We start from the raw sequence: 18,332 nt of genomic DNA on the forward strand, positions 1-18,332 counted from the left end.
GCCGCCCACCTGGGAGTCCAACTCCCCGCGCTCCGGAGCCTGTTCAGTTGATAGAACCTGTTCTAACCTGACGCCCAGTCAGTAAGTGGTGCAGCGGCGGGAGGGGCGAGCAGTGGACTTCAGCTTCAGCGAGGAGCAGCAGGCCGCCGTGGAGGCGGCGCGCGCGGTCTTCTCGTCGGTGGCGCCCGACGCGGTACCCAGCCCGTCGCTGACGCCCGGTGCGGTCGCCGCCGACTTCGACCGCGCGCTGTGGCGCAGGCTCGCCGACGCCGATCTGCTGGGCCTGGTGCTCGACCCCGAGTACGGCGGCGCCGGACTCGATCCGGTCGCGCTGTGCCTGGTGCTGCGCGAGGCCGGGCGGGTGCTGGCACGCGTTCCACTGCTGGAGACCTGCGCCGCCGCACTGGCCGTCCAGACCTACGGCGAGGGCGAGTTGAAGGCGCGGCTGCTGCCCGCCGTCGGCCGCGGCGAGACCGTGCTCTCCGTCGCCGCCAGCGGCCGTACCGGGCACGAACCGGCCGAACTCGCCGTCACCGCAAGGGAGTCGAACGGAGCATGGCTGCTGGACGGGGCGCAGACCGCCGTGCCGTGGGCGCAGCAGGCCGATCACCTGCTGGTCCCGGCCCGTACCGCCGCCGACCGTACGGTGATCGCGCTGGTGCCCCGGGTGCACGAGGGTTTGGCCCTGGACGACCAGGTGTCCACCAACGGTGAGCGCTACGCGCGGTTGCGGCTGGACTCGGTGGCGGTCCCGGCCGGTGACGTGGTGACCGCTGCCGGGGCCTGGGAATGGCTGCGCGATCTGCTGGCCACCGGCACCTGTGCGCTGGCACTCGGGCTGGCCACCCGGGTGGTCGCCATGACCAGCGAATACACCGGTAAGCGCGAGCAGTTCGGGCATCCGATCGCGACCTTCCAGGCGGTCGCCGTACAGGCCGCGGACCGCTACATCGACACCCGCGCGATGGAGGTCACCCTCTGGCAGGCCGCCTGGCGGCTGAGCACCGGCACCGCGGGCCAACTGCCGGTCACCGCCGATGTGTCGGTGGCCAAGATCTGGGCCGCGGAAGGCGTGCGCCGCGTGGTACAGACCGCGCAGCACCTGCACGGCGGCTTCGGCGCCGACACCGACTACGCGCTGCACCGCTATCACGCCTGGGCCAAGACGCTGGAGTTGTCCCTGGGCCCGGCCGCCGCCCATGAGGAACGGCTGGGCGCGCTACTGGCCGCTCACACCGGGTGAGAGTTCGCCTCCGGCGCGGTGCTGTGAGCCTGCTGCCGCCAGGCCCCGGCACGAACCTCGTCGCGGGTGCGGTGCCCGCGGCCGAAGGCCGCTGATGGACGCCATGGCACCGCCGGACCGGCTCCCCCCGAAGCGGCTGCCCGCGTCGTGGCGGAGGGGACCTCCGTCCCGGCGTAGCCGCCATGCGTCCCTAGACGACCACCGCGGGGCCGCCGTGGTCGGTGACCAGCGGGCGGCCGGCCCGCTCCCAGGCGAGCATGCCGCCGTCCACGTTGACCGCGTCCAGCCCCTGGGCGATCAGATACTGGGCGACCTGTGCGGAGCGCCCGCCGACCCGGCACACCACATGCACCCGCTGGTCCGCCGGCACCTCGCCGAACCGGGCGACCAGCTCGCTCATCGGAATGTGCACCGCCTGCTCGGCGTGCCCGGCCGCCCACTCGTCGTCCTCCCGGACATCCAGCAGGAACCCGTCGGACGGCACGGCGGCGGCCTGCACCTCGGGCAGCGGGGCGAAGTTCATGGGTCAGCCTTTCCAGGGTCCTGGGGATCGATCCCGTTCCAACGTATCTCGTCGCCCCGGTCAGTCGGCGGCCGGACGCAGCAGCTCCGCCAGCCGCCGCTCCCGTTCCGCGACCTGGGCGAGCAGTTGCTCGGCGATCTCGTTGAGCAGCCCGTCCGGGTCCTCGGGGGCTATCTTCATCATCTGGCCGATCGCACTGGCCTCCAGTTCGGCGGCGACCGCCGCGAGCGCCTCCTTGCGCTCCGCCAGCCACTCAAGACGTGCGTAGAGTTCCTCCGCCTTGCTGGGCGCGGGCCGCTCAGCCGGGGGACCGGCCGCCCACTCCTCCGCGAGCGCGCGCAGCGCGGCCTCGTCCCCGTAGCCGTAGGCCTCGTTTACGCGGGCGATGAAGTCGCCCCGCCGCTTCTGCTCCGCCTCGTCCTGGGCAAGGTCGGGGTGGGCCTGGCGGACCAGTTCGCGGTAGAGGCGGCGGGCCTCCTCGCCGGGCCGGACCCGGCGCGGCGCCTGCGGGTCGTCCACCTGCCGCACGCCGTCGGAGCCCAGCAGCCCCTCGAACAGCTCCTCGACGCCCGGCATGGGCATCACCAGGGCGCGGGCCTCCCAGGCACGCGCGATGTCCTCGCGCTCACCGGTGTGCGCGGCGACCGCCTCGGCGATCAGCGCGTCCAGTTCGTCCAGCCTGGTGTACATGGGGCCGAGCCGCTGGTGGTGCAGCCGGGAGAAGTTCTCCACCTCGACCCGGAAGGTCTCCACCGCGATCTCGAACTCGATCAGCGCCTGCTCCGCGGCCCGCACCGCCTTCTCCAGGCGGTCCTCCGCACCCTGCTGCTCTGGCTGTACGCCCTCCGGGTTCATCACCCGCCCAGCCTACGAGGAGCCGCGCACCGGCCGTTCCACCGTCGCCCCGAACCGCCGTCCGGGGCGTACCGCGCGGACCGGCGTGAGCCGATGTCCGGAGCCATAGCGGCTCGCTTCCACCACGGGCGGTCAAACTCGGTATTTTCCCAACCTCCTGTGACGTTTCATGCTTGCCTTGTCAGGGCCGCCACTCCTTCGGCCGCCTCCCACAACGACCTCGGGTGCACGACGTTGGACAAGATGATCAAGCCGCTCGGCGAGCAGTCCCACGACGGACATCCGCCGCCCGACGGAATCGCCGCCCTGCTGCGGCTGGCCGTGGTCTGCGTCGACGCCGACGGGGACGTCTCCTACTGGAACCGGGGCGCGGAGGAGCTGTTCGGCCACCGCTGGGAATCCGTCTTCGGCCACCGCGCCAGGGGCTTGCTGCCCGCCCCCGCCGAACCGCCCGCGTCCGGCGACCGGGACGCCATCGAGATGCTGGACGGCCTGAGCGAGCCCCGGTGGTGCGGTGCCTTCCCGGTCACCGACCACGCCGGTGCGCTGCGCGACACGCTGTGGTGGTCGTACCGGACGGCCGAACCGGTCGGCAGCGGTCTGCTGGTGCTGGCCGCGCACGCCAAGCCGCTGCGCTCCGGCGCCCTGCGGCTGGCCATCGGCGACCGCATGCTGCCCTATGTGCTCGCCGAGACGGCGGCGGCGGACGGCGTCCGGCTCACGCCTCGGTTCACCCCCGCGCCCGACGAAGGCGCCGAGCCGCGGCTGACCATACGGCTGGCCGATGCACTGCCCCGGGTCAGCCCCGGGCGGCTGGACCGGATCACCCGGCAGATCGCCCGACTCGGCGCCCCCGCGCTCCAGATCGAGGGCAGCGCACCGCTCGCCGTCCTGCCGTACGAGGCGGGCCAGTCGTCGCGGACCGGTCGCCGTGGTGACCCCGCCGTGCCCGCCCGGCGGCGCGCCGAACTCCCCGCCGCGCCACGGCACCGCACCCGCAAAAGGCCGCCCCTCACCCCCGTACCGCCACCCGGCTTTCCGTCGCCCGCGCCCGGCGGGGTGCTGGACCAGCAGCTCGCGCTGCTCCGGGAGACCGGTGCGCGGGTCGGTACCACCCTCGAACCCGAGACCACGGCGGCCGAGTTGTGCTCGGTGGCGGTGCCGCGGTTCGCCGACTTCGCCAGTGTGCTCATCGTCGACGACCTCTTCTCCGACGCCCTGCGCGACGGCTCGCCGTCCGGGCGGGGCAGGGACCGGACCGTCACCGTGCGCAGACTGGCGGTGTCCGGCAACTGCGCCGGTACGTCGTGGGATTCCATGGTGCCGGAGGGCGAGTTGTTCTCGTTGCCCGCGGGACCGAGCGGGCAGGCGTCCGGGCTGGCCGAACCGCTGCTGGTGCCGGTGGTGGATCCGGCGCTGGCCGAGGACGTGGCCGCCGATCTGGGCGCCGCGGCCCTCGGCGATCTGCTCGCCGGGCGTTCGATACTGGTCACCCCGCTCATCGCACGCGGTGTGGTGCTGGGCCAGATGCGGTTCGTACGGGACCCGGACCGGCGGCCGTTCGACGCCAAGGACGCCGCGACCGCGGTGGAGTTCGCCGCGCGCGGCGCCGTGCACCTGGACAACGCGCGGTTGCACCGGCTGGAGTCGCGCGCCGCCGCCACCTTGCAGCGCAGCATGCTGCCGAGTAGTCCGCCGCGTATCCCCGGCGTGCGGATCGCCCACCACTACCGTCCGGGCGACCGCCAGGCGCAGGTCGGCGGCGACTGGTTCGACGCCATCCAACTCCCCGGCGGCCGAGTGGCGTTGGTGGTCGGCGACGTGATGGGGCACGGGCTGCTGAGCGCCGCGGTGATGGGCCAGTTCCGCACCGCCGTACAGACCATGGCCGCGCTCGACCTGCCGCCCGCGCAGCTGCTGCGCCACCTGGACAACCTGGCGCACCGGCTCGGCACCACGGACCACCTCGCGACCTGTGTCTACGCGGTGTACGACCCGATCCACCGCACCCTGTCGGTGGCCAACGCGGGCCACATCCCGCCGGTGCTGGCCCGGCACGACGGGCGCAGCGAACCGCTGCGGATCCCGGAGGGGGCGCCCATCGGCGTCGGTGGGGTGCCGTTCGAGACGGTGGAGATCCCGGTGCCGGACGGGAGTTGGCTGGTGCTGTGCACCGACGGCCTGGTGGAGGTGCGCGGGCAGGGCATAGACGCGGGGCTGGCCGCGCTGTGCGCCAACGTCATCGAGCCGCAGCAGACGCCCGAGGACGTGTGCAACCAGATCCTCAGCAAGGTGCACTACGAGGAGCGCGGCGACGATGTGGCGCTGCTCGTGGCGCGGTTCGAGGGCATTGCGCCGCAGGACGTCGCCGAACGGCGGCTGCGGCTCGACCACTCGGAGGTGCGCACGGCGCGTGCGTTCACCCGTAAGCAGCTCGCCGACTGGGGGCTCGGCCAACTCGGCGACCTCGCGGAGCTGTTGGTCAGCGAGCTGGTGACCAACGCGCTGCGGGTGGCCGGTCATGAGGTGCATCTTCGGCTGATGCGGGTGGGCAAGCTGCTGGTCGAGGTCAGCGACGACGACCACAACCTGCCGCAGTTGCGGCGCGCGGACGAGGACGACGAGGACGGCCGGGGGCTCGCCCTGGTCAGCAACCTCTCCCACCGCTGGGGGACGAGCCGCCAGGCGGTGGGAAAGGTGGTGTGGTTCGAACTTCCGCTGCCGTCGGCCTAGTCGGGGGCGCCCCGAGCCCCTCGGGGCGTCAGACCGCGACGGCCTCTTCCATCTCCTCTTCCGTTTCCTCTTCCGCCTCGATGGCCGTGACCGCCACGGCCTCCTCGGCGACGCGCCGGCGGCGTTCGGTGAGAGCCGCCGCGACCACCGCCAGGGCGCCGACGGCCAGCCATACGACCAGCGTGAGGACGTTGCCGCCCAGGCCGCGGCTGCCGAAGTAGACCAGGTCGCGGGCGCCTTCGATGAACCCGGCGCCGTTCCAGAAGGCGTGCAGCGCGCCGAAGAACCCGTTCTGCAACTCGGGCCGGAAGATGCCGCCGGAGCTGGTGAAGTTCAGCATGACGAACAGCACCATCACCCCCAGCGTGGTCCAACGCTTGAGGAAGGTGTGCAGACCGGTTCCGACCAGCAGGATTCCGGCCGAGTACAGCCAGACCAGCCCCCACACGCCGGGCAGCCCGTGGTCGACGATGTGGAAGACCGGACCGGCGAACAGGGCGCCGACCGCGCTCACCGCCAGCGACATCCCGACGGCCAGCAGTGCCCGTATCCGCATCGGCAGCACCGCGCCCGCCCCGCCGATCACCGCGACCGAGGCGTAGGAGCCGATGCTCACCGCGACCAGCAGGAAGAACAGCCCCTGCCCGGTGGGGTCGTGCGGTGCGGGCGGGACCACGTCGGTGACCTTCAGCGGCGCGCCCTGCCGGGCGGCGACCGGGGTGAAGACCTTCTCCACGGCCGAGGCGTTGGTATCGGAACCGGCCGAGGCGACCAGCAGTTCCGGCTGCGCACCACCGGCCACGTACGCGCCGAAGACCTGCCGGTCCTCCAGCAGCCGCACCGCGTCGAGGCGGGACGGCACCGTCCGTACGTCGAGCGCTTCACCGGCCTTGTCCTGGAGGGTCTGCGCCATCACCAGTTGTGCGGGCGCCCGTCCGACGACGGCGACCGGCAGATGGTGCGGAGCCGGATCGCCGAAGGCGCCCAGGTAGCCGAGGCCCATGCCGACGCACATCAGCAGGGGGGTCAGCAGATGGGTGAGGACATGGCGGATCGCGCCAGGCTGTGTGTTCCCGGTCATCGGTGGGGCCTCCGAGGAAACTGGTTGGCTTTTGCAACGACATTCACGTTGTACTATACAACCATCTGAAGGGAGAACCACCATGCCGCCCAACCGGGACGAATCCGTCGAGACGATCCAGCGCGAACTGACCGCCTTCGCTCGGCGCGCCAGGGCGACGGCCGCCCGTATGCACCCCGAGTTGTCGCTGGTCTCCTTCACCCTGCTGGCACACCTCGCCGACCAGCAGGGATGCCGGGCGACGGACCTGGCGGCGCACTACCTGCTGGACAAGTCCACGGTCAGCAGGCAGGTCGCGGCGCTGGAGAAGCTGGGTTTCGTGGAGCGCCGCCCCGACCCGGACGACCAGCGGGTGCAGGTGCTGCACCCCACATCGCTGGGGTACGAGACCCTGGCGTCGGTAGCGGCCAGCCGCCGGGCGGTCTTCCGCGAGCGCCTCGCGGACTGGTCACAGGAGGATCTGGCGCGGTTCGCGGAGTACCTGGAGCGGTACGGGCGCACATCCGTGCGTCCTGAGTCCTGAAAGTGCGCGCGCCCCGGGACGGAAGGGCCTTCCCGGGGGCAAGCCCCCAAGCCCCGAGCACCCACGCCCGCAGGGAGGGTCAGGCGGCCGGGCCGCGGGGGCACGGCGGGGCCTCCGGCATGTGCTTCGCGGCCCAGTCGGCGAGTTCGTTCATCGCGGGGGCCAACGCGTCGCCCGCGGAAGTGAGTTCGTAGCTCACCCGCAGCGGCGGACCTTCGTCCACCTGGCGCACCAGCAGCCCGGCACCGGCGAGTTCGGTGAGACGGTCCGAGAGCATCCGTTCACTGATCCCGGGGATGGACCGGCGCAGCTCGGCGAAGTGCGAGCGGCCGTTGCTCATGAGCACGGCGATGATCACGCCGGTCCACCGCTTGCCGAGCAGCGCGAACACCCGCGTGATGCCTTGGTCGACCGCGCTGCATTCCTGGGGGACCACCATGCCCTCCATCGTACCCCCCTCCCCGTTAGGGGCTGCAGTTTTGTTAGTAGGTGTGGTATCTATAGCTGACGTACGGATTTCAACTTCCTTGTCGGAGGTACCCCCCATGGCCACCCTGCTGCACCTTGACTCGTCCCTGTACCCGCAGGGTTCGGCATCCCGCGATGTCACCGCCACCTTCCGCAAGGAGTGGGAGGCCCAGCACCCGCACGGCAAGGTCATCTACCGCGACCTCGCCGTCGAACCGCTGCCGCACCTGGAGACGGACGCCGCCCTGGCCGGTTTCACCGCGCCCGACCAGCGCACCCCCGAGCAGTCCGCCGCCTTCGTGCTGCGCGACCAGCTCGCCGCCGAGCTGGAGGAGGCCGACGCCGTCCTCATCGGCGCGCCGATGTACAACTTCACCATTCCCTCCACCCTGAAGGCCTGGCTGGACCAGGTGATCATCATGGGCCGCACCGCGGGCGAGAAGCCGACCGCCGCCGGTACCCCGGTGGTCGTGGTGGCCAGCCGTGGCGGCTCCTACGCGCCCGGCACGCCCCGGGAGGGCTTCGAGTTCGTCCAGACCTACCTGGAGAAGGTGCTGGGCGGCATGCTCGGCCTTGAGGTCGAGTTCATCGTTCCGGAGCTGACGCTGGCCCGCACCAACCCGGCGATGGCCGACCTGATCGAGCTGGCCGACGCCTCCAAGGCCAAGGCGCACGAGGACGCGGCCACCAAGGCCAAGGAACTGGTCAGCCGCCTGGCCGCCTGAGCCCGCCGGCCCGTACGGGAGCTGATCCCCGGCGGGCCACACGGGGTCGGGCCCGCCCCCCCCCGGGGCGGGAGCGGCCGACCCCGTTCCGCTTTCTGCCGGTTACAGCTGGACGCCGTAGTCGCCGGCTATTCCGGCGAGCCCTGAGGCGTAACCCTGGCCGATGGCGCGGAACTTCCAGTCGCCGCCGCTGCGGTACAACTCACCGAAGACCATGGCGGTTTCGGTCGAGGCGTCCTCGGTCAGGTCGAAGCGGGCCAGCTCCCTGCCGTCGGCCTCGTTGACCACCCGGATGAACGCGTTGCGGACCTGGCCGAAGTTCTGGGCGCGCGCCTCGCCGTCGTAGATCGAGACCGGGAAGACGATCCGCTCGATCTCGGGAGAGACGGCCGAGAGCTTCACCCTGACCGACTCGTCGTCGCCCTCGCCCTCACCGGTGAGGTTGTCACCGGCGTGCTCGACCGAACCGTCCGCGCTGCGGAGGTTGTTGAAGAAGACGAAGTGCCCGTTGGACGGCACCTTCCCGGACGCGTCCAGCAGCAGCGCGCTCGCGTCGAGGTCGAAGTCGCTGCCCGTGGTGGTCCGTACGTCCCAGCCCAGTCCGACGGTGACCGCGGCCAGGCCCGGGGCCTCCTTGGTCAGCGAGACATTGCCGCCCTTGCTGAGGCTGACGCCCATGGATCTCCTGCGCAATCCGGCGCGGGCCACGCCACTTGACGATTACTTTGCCCTGTAGGCTCAACGGGCTTGCCGCGCAAGGCGTTCCCGGCCGCCACCCCTCCTTCGGGGGGTGCTTCCCTCAGACCTGCGAGGTATGCCGGACCCGGGGTCAACCAGAAGGCGTACACCCCGTTTGCACCACAGGTGGACGCAATCGGGCCGGGAAGCGGGAACGCTTGGAGGTGACCAGGACGCTCCCGCGGACCGCGAAAGGACCCCTCATGCCCCCCAAGGCGAGCCTCGTAACGGCCGTCACCCTCGGTGCCGTCGGCCTCGGCAGCCTGGCGGTCATCGGCGGCCCCGGCGCCGTCGACTGGTTCAGGGGAAGGCATGTGCAGCAGGCCTCGTACGACAACGGCCGGGTCGCCAAGTCGGACCGCGCCTCGATGCCCCGCTGGCTGCCGGACACCGCGACCGCGGTCCACTACCGGATGTCCACCACCGGCGGCGACCGTCTGCTGAAGGCCACCCTCTCCGAGTCCAGGCTCCCGCACGGCTGCAAGCCGGGCGGCACCCAGGCCCGCGCCCATCTGAGGGCCTCCTGGTTCCCCAAGGGCACCGACCACAAGCCCCAGGCCACCTGCGGCGGCACGTACAACGCCGTGCTGAGGGGCAAGGAGCTGTACGCCTGGCAGGACAACGCCTCCTGGGTCGCCGCCCACAAGACCCCCCGCGAACACGCACCGTCCACGGGCCATCACCACCACAAGCAGAAGGCGCACTGACGGCTCGGACCGGGAAACGACCCCGCAGCGACCCGGACGAACGCGACGGGCGGCAGCGGAACGGGACAAAGAAAAGGTCCCCCTACGAATCCGTAGAGGGACCTGTTGTGCGCGAGGGGGGAGTTGAACCCCCACGCCCTTGCGGGCACTGGAACCTGAATCCAGCGCGTCTGCCTATTCCGCCACCCGCGCATTGGGTGTTGTCAGTTGATTCTGCCACACTCTCCGAGGCGCCCGGTCCGCTGGACCGGTCTTCCGGGGCTTGTGTGGCGCGCCTTCCGACATGCAGAACATTAGCACGTGCCGGAGGGTGGATTCACATCCGTTTCCCGGCCCCGGGAGAGGGGAACCCTCGGCACTTGCGGGACACTGGCCGGGGGCGCATCTACCATCCCTGTGAAGACACCGGCGGCGCGGTGCGGCGAACCGGACAGAGCGCGTCCCAGGGCGTCCCCACCATGGGATCCGGGAACTCTGTGAGGGTCGACACTGTTGTAGTCGGTAGCCAAGGGGAACCACTAGTTTCCCCGCCGCGTGGATACGATCAGTAAGCAGTACGACAACGCAGACACGTCAACGTACGAGAACGTCTAGGAGGGAGGTGCCCCGTGGGAGTACTGAAGCGCTTTGAGCAGCGACTCGAAGGGCTCGTCAACGGCACCTTCGCCAAGGTGTTCAAGTCCGAGGTCCAGCCGGTCGAGATCGCGGGCGCGCTCCAGCGGGAGTGCGACAACAACGCGACGATCTGGAACCGCGAGCGCACGGTCGTCCCCAACGACTTCATCGTGGAGCTGAGCACCTCGGACTACGAGCGGCTCAGCCCGTACGCGTCGCAGCTCGGCGAGGAGCTCTCCGGCATGGTCCGGGACTACGCCAAGCAGCAGCGCTACACCTTCATGGGACCGATCAAGGTCCACTTGGAGAAGGCCGACGACCTCGACACCGGCCTGTACCGGGTGCGCAGTCGCACCCTCGCCTCCAGCGAGTCCCAGCCGCACCCCGCCGAGCCCCGAGGGCACTTCGGCGGGCCGACGCCGACGCAGGCCGGGCAGGCCCCGCAGCGTCCGGGCGGCTACGGCTTCCCGCCGCCGCCCGCCAGTGCGCCGCCGATGCCGCCCAGCCCGCCCGGTGCCGGACGCCCCGGCGGCGCCCCGGTCACCAGGCTGCCGGGCACCGGCGACCCCTCGGCGAGCACCCGGCGCTGGATCGAGATCAACGGCAACCGCCACCAGATCTCCCGGCCGACCCTGGTGCTCGGCCGCAGCACGGAGGCGGACGTACGGATCGACGACCCCGGAGTGTCGCGCCGCCACTGCGAGATCCGAGTCGGAACGCCGAGTGTGATCCAGGATCTGGGGTCGACAAACGGAATCGTGGTGGACGGGCAGCACACCCAACGCGCTACGCTCCGCGACGGCTCGCGCATCGTCGTGGGCAGCACCACCATCGTGTACCGGCAAGCCGAAGGGTGAAGCGGGGAGAATGTCAGAGCTGACCCTGACGGTCATGCGGTTGGGTTTCCTCGCCGTGCTGTGGCTGTTCGTCATCGTGGCCGTACAGGTCATCCGTAGTGATCTGTTCGGCACCAAGGTCACCCAGCGCGGGACCCGCCGTGCCGCGGGCGCGGAGCAGCGGCCACCGCAGCAGCGCCAGCAGCAGCCACAGGCCCAGCAGGGCCGGAACAACCGCCAGCGGCGCGGCGCGCCGACCAAGCTGGTGGTCTCCGAAGGGTCGCTTACGGGTACGACGGTCGCACTGCAGGGCCAGACGATCACCCTCGGTCGGGCGCATGACTCGACGATCGTGCTGGACGACGATTACGCGTCCTCCCGGCATGCCAGGATCTATCCGGACCGCGATGGTCAGTGGATCGTCGAGGACCTCGGATCCACCAACGGCACCTATCTGGACCGCACGCGGCTCACCACACCGACGCCGGTTCCGCTCGGTGCCCCGATCCGCATCGGCAAGACCGTCATCGAGCTGCGGAAGTAGTCGCGCAATGGGCGAGCGAATGAGGCAGGGTGGCCTCGGCAGGCTCATCAACGGAGGGTGGGGACGTTGCGGATGTACCCCGAGCCGACCGGCGAGGTGCGCATGAGTCTGTCCCTGCGCTTCGCCGCCGGATCCCACAAGGGCATGATCCGGGAGGGCAACGAGGACTCCGGCTACGCCGGTCCCCGGCTGCTCGCCATCGCGGACGGCATGGGTGGCCAGGCGGCCGGTGAGGTCGCCAGTTCCGAGGTGATCTCCACCCTCGTCACGCTCGACGACGACATCCCCGGCTCCGACATCCTCACCTCGCTCGGTACCGCCGTGCAGCGCGCCAACGACCAGTTGCGGGTGATGGTCGAGGAGGACCCGCAGCTCGAAGGCATGGGCTGCACACTGACCGCGATGCTGTGGACCGGCCAGCGGCTCGGTCTGGTGCACGTCGGCGACTCGCGCGGCTATCTGCTGCGGGACGGTGTGCTCACCCAGATCACCCAGGACCACACCTGGGTGCAGCGGCTGGTCGACGAGGGCCGGATCACCGAGGAGGAGGCCGGTACGCATCCGCAGCGTTCGCTGCTGATGCGGGCGCTGGACGGGCGCGGCCAGGTCGAGCCCGACCTGTCGATCCGCGAGGTGCGGGCGGGTGACCGTTATCTCATCTGCTCCGACGGCCTGTCCGGGGTGGTCAGCCACCAGACGCTGGAGGAGACGCTCGCCAGCTACCAGGGTCCGTACGAGACGGTTCAGGAGCTGATCCAGCTCGCGCTGCGCGGCGGCGGCCCGGACAACATCACCTGCATCGTGGCGGACGTCCTCGACGTGGAGGACGGCGACAGCCTCGCCGGGCAGTTCAACGAGAGCCCGGTGGTGGTCGGCGCGGTCGCCGAGAACCAGCACGCGCTGCACGACCCCAGTCACCTGCAGACCCCGGCAGGCCGAGCCGCGGAGCTCGGCCGTTCCGTACCGCAGCAGTCCCCGTCCCCCGAGGGCGCGTTCGGCCCGCCGGACAGCGGCGAGCCGGTGGGCGCCCCGCCGATGGGCAGCTTCGGGCCGTACGACGAGACGGCCGCCGAGGGGCACGCCAAGCCGAAGCGCAAGCGCAAGTGGCTCAAGCGCTCGGCCATCACCGTGGTGGTGCTCGCACTGATCGGCGGTGGTGTCTACGGCGGCTACCAGTGGACCCAGAGCCAGTACTACGTGGGCGCCAACGGCGACCACGTGGCCGTTTACCAGGGCATCAGCCAGAACCTGCTGGGGATGGACCTGTCCAAGGTCCACCAGGACTACCCGCAGATCGAACTCAAGTACCTGCCGAGCTACCAGCGCACCCAGGTGCAGGGCACCATCGCCACCGACAACCTGGACCAGGCCACGCAGAAGGCGGACGACCTGGGCAAGCAGGCCGCGATCTGCAAGGCGGTGGCCGACGCCAAGTCCAAGCCCGCCAGCGGTGCCTCCGGAAACCCGGCGGGCAAGCCGGGCGACACCAAGGGCGGCTCGCCCAGCCCCGACCCCAGCCGCTCCGCCGAACTCCCGCACACCACGAACAACACGACAAAGACGTCGCAGACCACCCAGTCCGCTCCGTCGCCCGGCCCAACGCTCTCGGTGGAAGACCAGAACCTGGCCAAGCAGTGCGACGGCGGGACGCAATAGCAGGAGGGGGCGGCCTGCCGTGAGCACTGTCACCAACACGACCACGATCTCCTCGATCGGGGCGCCGAACCGTCGCAACACCGAACTGGTGCTGCTGCTGTTCGCCGTGGCGATCCCGGTGCTGGCGTACGCCAACGTCGGCCTGGCCAAGGACGGTTCGGTCCCCGGCGGAATGCTCGGCTACGGACTCGGGCTCGGACTGCTGGCCGCGGTGGCGCATCTGATGGTGCGCAGGTTCGCGCCGTACGCCGATCCGCTGATGCTGCCGATCGCCACCCTGCTCAACGGGCTCGGCCTGGTCTTCATCTACCGGCTCGACCTGGAACCGTCGATCACCACCAGAGGCCTGGGCGGCCCGAAGGCGCCTGGGCAGCTGATCTGGTCGGCGCTGGCGGTGGCGATCTTCATCGGCATCCTGGTGCTGCTCAAGGACCACCGCATCCTCCAGCGCTACACCTACATCTCGGGCGCGGTGGCACTGGTACTGCTGGTCGCCCCGGTGTTCTTCCCGGCGATCAACGGCTCCAAGCTGTGGATCGTCATCCCCGGAGTGGGCTCGATCCAGCCCGGGGAGTTCGCGAAGATCATCCTGGCGGTGTTCTTCGCGGGCTACCTCATGGTCAAGCGGGACGCGCTCGCCCTGGCCAGCCGCCGTTTCATGGGTCTGTACTGGCCGCGCGGCCGGGACCTCGGCCCGATCCTGGCGATCTGGGCGCTGAGCATGATGATCCTGGTCCTGGAGGACGACCTGGGATCCACGCTGCTGTACTTCGGCCTGTTCGTGGTGATGCTGTACGTCGCCACCGAGCGGACCAGCTGGGTGATCTTCGGACTGCTGCTGGCGTCCGGCGGTGCCACGGCGGTCGGCATGACCTCCGGGCACGTCAAGGTGCGCATCCAGAACTGGCTCGACCCGTTCGCGGGCGTCGCCCAGCACGGTGCCACCGAGGCCGCGCAGGTGCTGTGGTCCTTCGGCTCCGGCGGAGTGCTGGGGTCCGGGCTCGGCCAGGGGTTCTCCCGGCTGATCGGCGGCATCGGCGCCAAGAGCGACTACATCCTGGCCACCGTCGGCGAGGAGCTGGGCCTGGCCGGACTGATGGCGGTGCTCCTGCTGTACGGTCTGCTCATCGAGCGCGGAGTGCGCACCGCGCTGGCCGCCCGTGATCCGTTCGGCAAGCTGCTGGCGATCGGGCTGTCCAGTGCCATGGCGCTCCAGGTGTTCGTGGTCGCGGGCGGGGTCACCGGCCTCATCCCGCTGACCGGTATGACCATGCCGTTCCTGGCACAGGGCGGTTCCTCCGTGGTCGCCAACTGGGCGCTGGTCGCGATCCTGGTGCGGATCAGCCACACCGCGCGCCGCCCGGCGCCCGCGCCCGCCCCGTCCCCCGACGCCGAGCCGACCCAGGTGGTCCGACTGTGAACAAGCCCCTGCGCAGGGTCGCGATCTTCTGCGGCCTGCTGGTCTTCGCCCTGCTGCTCCGGGACAACTGGGTGCAGTTCGTGCAGGCCGACTCGCTGAAGAACGACCCGCACAACCGCCGCGTGATGATGCAGGAGTACGCGCAGCCGCGCGGCGACATCATCGTGGACGGCAAGCCGATCACCGGCTCCACCACGGTCAGCGGCAGTGACTTCAAGTACAAGCGCACCTACACCGACGGTCCGATGTGGGCGCCGGTGACCGGTTTCGCGTCGCAGGCGTTCGGCTCCAACGCGCTGGAGAGCATCGAGGACAAGATCCTCACCGGCCAGGACGACCGGCTGTTCTTCAACCGCACGATCGACATGCTCACCGGCAAGAAGCAGCAGGGCGGCGACGTCGTCACCACGCTGAACGCCAAGGCGCAGGCCGCCGCGTACAACGGGCTGGGCAACAAGAAGGGCGCCGTCGCCGCCATAGACCCGCAGACCGGCAAGATCCTGGCGCTGGTCAGCACGCCGTCGTACGACCCGGGCAGCATCGCCGGGATGTCCAACCAGGACAAGCAGAACTGGACGAACCTCAAGCCGAACGACCCGGACAGCGTCATGATCGACAAGGCGCTGCGGCAGACCTACCCGCCGGGCTCCACCTTCAAGGTGGTCACCGCCGCCGCGGCGCTGGAGAACGGCCTGTACTCCCGCATCGACCAGCCGACCAACTCCCCGCTGCCCTACACCCTGCCGAACACCACCACCGAGCTGAAGAACGAGGGGAACATCCCCTGCCAGAACGCCACGCTGCAGGTGGCGCTGCAGTACTCCTGCAACACGGTCTTCGGCAAGATCGGCGCCGACCTCGGCAAGGACAAGATGCTGGCGCAGGCGAAGAAGTTCGGCTTCGACCAGACCATCGACACCCCGGTCCGGTCCGCGGCCAGCAACTTCCCGACCTCGATGGACAAGCCGCAGACCGCGCTGTCGTCCATCGGCCAGTTCGACACCGCCGCCACCCCGCTGCAGATGGCGATGGTCGCCTCCGCGGTGGCCAACGACGGCAAGCTGATGCAGCCGTACATGGTCGACCAGCTGCGGGCGCCGAACCTGAACGTGATCGAGCAGACCCAGCCCAAGGAGTTCAGCCAGGCGATGTCGCCGGCGACCGCGCAGAAGCTCCAGCAGATGATGGAGACCGTGGTCTCGGACGGTACCGGCACCATGGCCAAGATCCCCGGCGTCACTGTCGGTGGTAAGACCGGTACTGCGCAGCACGGCATCAACAACAGCGCGCTGCCCTACGCCTGGTTCATCTCCTACGCCAAGACCGCGCAGGGCTCCCCGGTCGCCGTCGCCGTGGTGGTCGAGGACGGCAACGCCAACCGGGACGACATCTCCGGTGGCGGTCTGGCCGCGCCGATCGCCAAGAGCGTGATGGAGGCCGTACTGAACAAGTGACTCCGGTCACGTCCAGCTGCCGGGCTAGCTGCGTTTCCGCACGTCGCGGTACCAGTCCTATATCGGCTTGTGGTGAGGGCCAGGATCGCCGCGGCATGGCCGGTACCGTAAGCCCGAGCAGAACGCAGCCGAACGCCGCAAAAAAGGGAGAGGCTGGAAGACTATGGATGAGCCGCGTCGCCTCGGCGGCCGGTACGAGCTGGGCTCGGTGCTCGGCCGTGGTGGCATGGCCGAGGTCTACCTCGCCCATGACTCCCGCCTTGGCCGCACCGTGGCTGTGAAGACGCTGCGGGCGGACCTCGCCCGTGACCCGTCGTTCCAGGCCCGGTTCCGCCGGGAGGCCCAGTCGGCCGCCTCGCTCAACCATCCGGCGATCGTCGCGGTCTACGACACCGGCGAGGACTACGTCGACGGGGTCTCGATCCCGTACATCGTCATGGAGTACGTGGACGGCTCCACGCTGCGTGAGCTGCTGCACAGCGGGCGCAAGCTGCTGCCGGAGCGGTCGCTGGAGATGACGGTCGGAATCCTCCAGGCGCTGGAGTACTCGCACCGCAACGGCATCGTGCACCGGGACATCAAGCCCGCGAACGTGATGCTCACCCGGACCGGCCAGGTCAAGGTGATGGACTTCGGCATCGCCCGGGCCATGGGCGACTCCGGCATGACCATGACGCAGACCGCGGCGGTCATCGGCACCGCCCAGTACCTCTCGCCCGAGCAGGCCAAGGGCGAGACCGTGGACGCGCGCTCCGACCTGTACTCCACCGGCTGTCTGCTCTACGAGCTGCTCACCGTGCGGCCGCCGTTCGTCGGCGACTCCCCGGTGGCCGTCGCGTACCAGCACGTGCGCGAGGACCCGCAGCCGCCGAGCGCGTTCGACCCCGAGGTCACGCCGGAGATGGACGCCATCGTCCTCAAGGCGCTGACCAAGGACCCGGACTACCGCTACCAGAGCGCCGACGAGATGCGGGCCGACATCGAGGCGTACCTCGACGGCCAGCCGGTCGCCGCCACCGCCGCGATGGGCGCGGTCGGCTACGGCTACGGAGGTGGCTCGTACAGCGACGGCGCGCCGACCACCGCGCTGCCGCCGCAGGACGGTGGCCCCAAGACGTCGATGATGCCGCCGCTGAGCGACGACGACGGCTACGGCGGCGGGTACGACGACCGGCCCGGGCGCCGCCGTCAGAAGAAGAGCCGCACCTCCACGGTGCTGCTGGTGTTCGCGGCCATCCTGGTGCTGATCGGCGCGATCTTCATCGGCAAGTCGCTGTTCTCGGGGAGCAGCGCCTCAAGCAAGGTGGACGCCCCCAACCTGGTGGGCCAGTCGCTCCAGGACGCCCAGACCTCGGCGGGCAACGTCGGGCTGAAGGTGGTCAGGAGCGGCGAGGACTACTGCCCCAAGTACGACAAGGGGCAGGTGTGCACCCAGACCCCGTCCGCGGGTACACCGGTGAACAAGGACCAGACGATCAGCGTCGTGCTCTCCAAGGGCGCCCAGCCGATCGACGTCCCCGACGAGACCGGCAAGTCCTTCAACGACGCCCAGCAGGACCTGCAGTCCAAGGGCTTCACCAACGTCCAGGAGAAGCAGGACGACGGCACCTCCGGTAAGGACCCCGGAACGGTCCTCGACCAGAACCCGTCACCTGGCTCAAAGGCGGACAAGGGCGCCACGATCACGCTGACGGTCGCCAAGGCGCCGACGACGAGGACCGTGCCCAACGTCACCAACAAGCAACTGGCCGACGCGCAGGCGCAGTTGCAGAGCATCGGCTTCAAGGTCCAGGTCCAGAACCAGCAGTCGACCCAGCCGCCGAACACGGTCATCAGCCAGAGCCCCGGCCCCGACAACCAGGCGCCGATCGGCTCGACGGTCACCCTGACCATCGCCCAGGCTCCCACCCCGCAGACGCTGCCCGCGGACATCGTGGGCAAGAAGCTGAAGGACGTGCAGTCGGAGCTGTCCGGGCTGAACCTCCAGCTCTCGGTCTCCGGCCCGAACGACGACAAGGCCATCGTGGTGGGCAGCAACCCGCAGCCCGGCAGCCAGGTCACCCAGGGCCAGGCCGTCACCCTCCAGACCATGGACGCCCCGGGCGGCGGCGGCAACGGCAACAACGGCGGCGGCTGGTTCGGCGGCACGTTCGGCTGACGCCGTGGAACTGATACGGCAGGGGCCGCGGACGGTGATCGTCCGCGGCCCCT

16 protein-coding genes and 1 tRNA gene are annotated in these 18,332 nt (G+C 70.3%); 11 read left to right on the forward strand and 6 right to left on the reverse strand.

The window, feature by feature from the left end; genetic code table 11:
- The first annotated feature begins 112 nt into the window (after positions 1 to 112).
- Positions 113 to 1,243 (forward strand): acyl-CoA dehydrogenase family protein, encoded by a 1,131-nt coding sequence (locus P3G67_RS17035; protein ID WP_276094242.1) that lies wholly within the window; start codon positions 113 to 115, stop codon positions 1,241 to 1,243.
- A gap of 190 nt (positions 1,244 to 1,433) precedes the next feature.
- On the opposite strand, the gene P3G67_RS17040 is transcribed toward P3G67_RS17035, so the two are convergent.
- Both P3G67_RS17040 and P3G67_RS17045 read right to left on the reverse strand, forming a co-directional pair.
- Positions 1,434 to 1,766 carry a rhodanese-like domain-containing protein gene (locus tag P3G67_RS17040; protein WP_269855357.1) on the reverse strand — a complete coding sequence of 111 codons (333 nt, stop codon included), beginning with the start codon at positions 1,764 to 1,766 and terminating at the stop codon, positions 1,434 to 1,436.
- 60 nt (positions 1,767 to 1,826) lie between these two features.
- Positions 1,827 to 2,621, reverse strand: coding sequence for a hypothetical protein (locus tag P3G67_RS17045; RefSeq protein ID WP_269855568.1), 795 nt, complete (start codon positions 2,619 to 2,621; stop codon positions 1,827 to 1,829).
- Between the two features lie 243 nt (positions 2,622 to 2,864).
- Between P3G67_RS17045 and P3G67_RS17050 the strand changes: the two genes are divergently transcribed.
- Positions 2,865 to 5,354, forward strand: a complete 2,490-nt coding sequence (locus P3G67_RS17050; protein WP_276094243.1) for an ATP-binding SpoIIE family protein phosphatase — start codon at positions 2,865 to 2,867, stop codon at positions 5,352 to 5,354.
- Positions 5,355 to 5,382: 28 nt separating this feature from the next.
- On the opposite strand, the gene P3G67_RS17055 is transcribed toward P3G67_RS17050, so the two are convergent.
- Positions 5,383 to 6,435, reverse strand: coding sequence for a hypothetical protein (locus tag P3G67_RS17055; protein WP_276094244.1), 1,053 nt, complete (start codon positions 6,433 to 6,435; stop codon positions 5,383 to 5,385).
- An 82-nt stretch (positions 6,436 to 6,517) separates the two neighbouring features.
- Between P3G67_RS17055 and P3G67_RS17060 the strand changes: the two genes are divergently transcribed.
- Positions 6,518 to 6,958, forward strand: coding sequence for a MarR family winged helix-turn-helix transcriptional regulator (locus tag P3G67_RS17060; protein ID WP_269855360.1), 441 nt, complete (start codon positions 6,518 to 6,520; stop codon positions 6,956 to 6,958).
- Between the two features lie 79 nt (positions 6,959 to 7,037).
- Here P3G67_RS17060 and P3G67_RS17065 read toward each other — a convergent pair whose 3' ends face one another.
- Positions 7,038 to 7,397, reverse strand: a complete 360-nt coding sequence (locus P3G67_RS17065; RefSeq protein WP_276094245.1) for a winged helix-turn-helix transcriptional regulator — start codon at positions 7,395 to 7,397, stop codon at positions 7,038 to 7,040.
- A gap of 106 nt (positions 7,398 to 7,503) precedes the next feature.
- On the opposite strand from P3G67_RS17065, the gene P3G67_RS17070 reads away from it, so the two are divergent.
- Positions 7,504 to 8,151, forward strand: coding sequence for an FMN-dependent NADH-azoreductase (locus P3G67_RS17070; protein ID WP_269855362.1), 648 nt, complete (start codon positions 7,504 to 7,506; stop codon positions 8,149 to 8,151).
- 102 nt (positions 8,152 to 8,253) lie between these two features.
- Here P3G67_RS17070 and P3G67_RS17075 read toward each other — a convergent pair whose 3' ends face one another.
- A complete protein-coding gene (locus P3G67_RS17075; protein ID WP_269855363.1) occupies positions 8,254 to 8,829 on the reverse strand; it encodes a TerD family protein in 576 nt (191 codons plus the stop codon).
- 263 nt (positions 8,830 to 9,092) lie between these two features.
- Here P3G67_RS17075 and P3G67_RS17080 point away from each other — a divergent pair, with 263 nt between their 5' ends.
- The gene (locus P3G67_RS17080; RefSeq protein WP_276094246.1) at positions 9,093 to 9,596 is read left to right on the forward strand and encodes a hypothetical protein; all 504 of its coding nucleotides are present in this window, start codon (positions 9,093 to 9,095) and stop codon (positions 9,594 to 9,596) included.
- A 108-nt stretch (positions 9,597 to 9,704) separates the two neighbouring features.
- Here the strand turns inward: P3G67_RS17080 and P3G67_RS17085 are convergent.
- Positions 9,705 to 9,788 (reverse strand) — tRNA-Leu (locus P3G67_RS17085).
- A gap of 416 nt (positions 9,789 to 10,204) precedes the next feature.
- Between P3G67_RS17085 and P3G67_RS17090 the strand changes: the two genes are divergently transcribed.
- The 6 genes from P3G67_RS17090 (at position 10,205) to pknB (ending at position 18,279) form a co-directional block, all read left to right on the forward strand.
- Positions 10,205 to 11,068: an FhaA domain-containing protein gene (locus tag P3G67_RS17090; RefSeq protein ID WP_269855365.1), complete on the forward strand. Its 864-nt coding sequence runs from the start codon at positions 10,205 to 10,207 to the stop codon at positions 11,066 to 11,068.
- 10 nt (positions 11,069 to 11,078) lie between these two features.
- Complete coding sequence (locus tag P3G67_RS17095) at positions 11,079 to 11,591, forward strand: FHA domain-containing protein FhaB/FipA (RefSeq protein WP_269855366.1); 513 nt, start codon at positions 11,079 to 11,081, stop codon at positions 11,589 to 11,591.
- 72 nt (positions 11,592 to 11,663) lie between these two features.
- Positions 11,664 to 13,247 (forward strand): PP2C family protein-serine/threonine phosphatase, encoded by a 1,584-nt coding sequence (locus P3G67_RS17100; protein WP_276094247.1) that lies wholly within the window; start codon positions 11,664 to 11,666, stop codon positions 13,245 to 13,247.
- A 19-nt stretch (positions 13,248 to 13,266) separates the two neighbouring features.
- Entirely contained in the window at positions 13,267 to 14,667 is a 1,401-nt protein-coding gene (locus P3G67_RS17105) for an FtsW/RodA/SpoVE family cell cycle protein (RefSeq protein WP_276094248.1), read from the forward strand.
- A complete protein-coding gene (locus P3G67_RS17110) occupies positions 14,664 to 16,121 on the forward strand; it encodes a peptidoglycan D,D-transpeptidase FtsI family protein (protein ID WP_276094249.1) in 1,458 nt (485 codons plus the stop codon). Before P3G67_RS17105 ends, P3G67_RS17110 begins: the two co-directional genes overlap by 4 nt.
- A 163-nt stretch (positions 16,122 to 16,284) precedes the next feature.
- On the forward strand, positions 16,285 to 18,279 hold the full coding sequence (pknB, locus tag P3G67_RS17115; RefSeq protein ID WP_276094250.1) for a Stk1 family PASTA domain-containing Ser/Thr kinase: 1,995 nt from the start codon (positions 16,285 to 16,287) through the stop codon (positions 18,277 to 18,279).
- The last annotated feature ends 53 nt before the right edge of the window (positions 18,280 to 18,332 follow it).

Source organism: Streptomyces silvisoli (assembly GCF_029269905.1).
In the GTDB taxonomy this organism is placed as follows: domain Bacteria; phylum Actinomycetota; class Actinomycetes; order Streptomycetales; family Streptomycetaceae; genus Streptantibioticus_A; species Streptantibioticus_A silvisoli_A.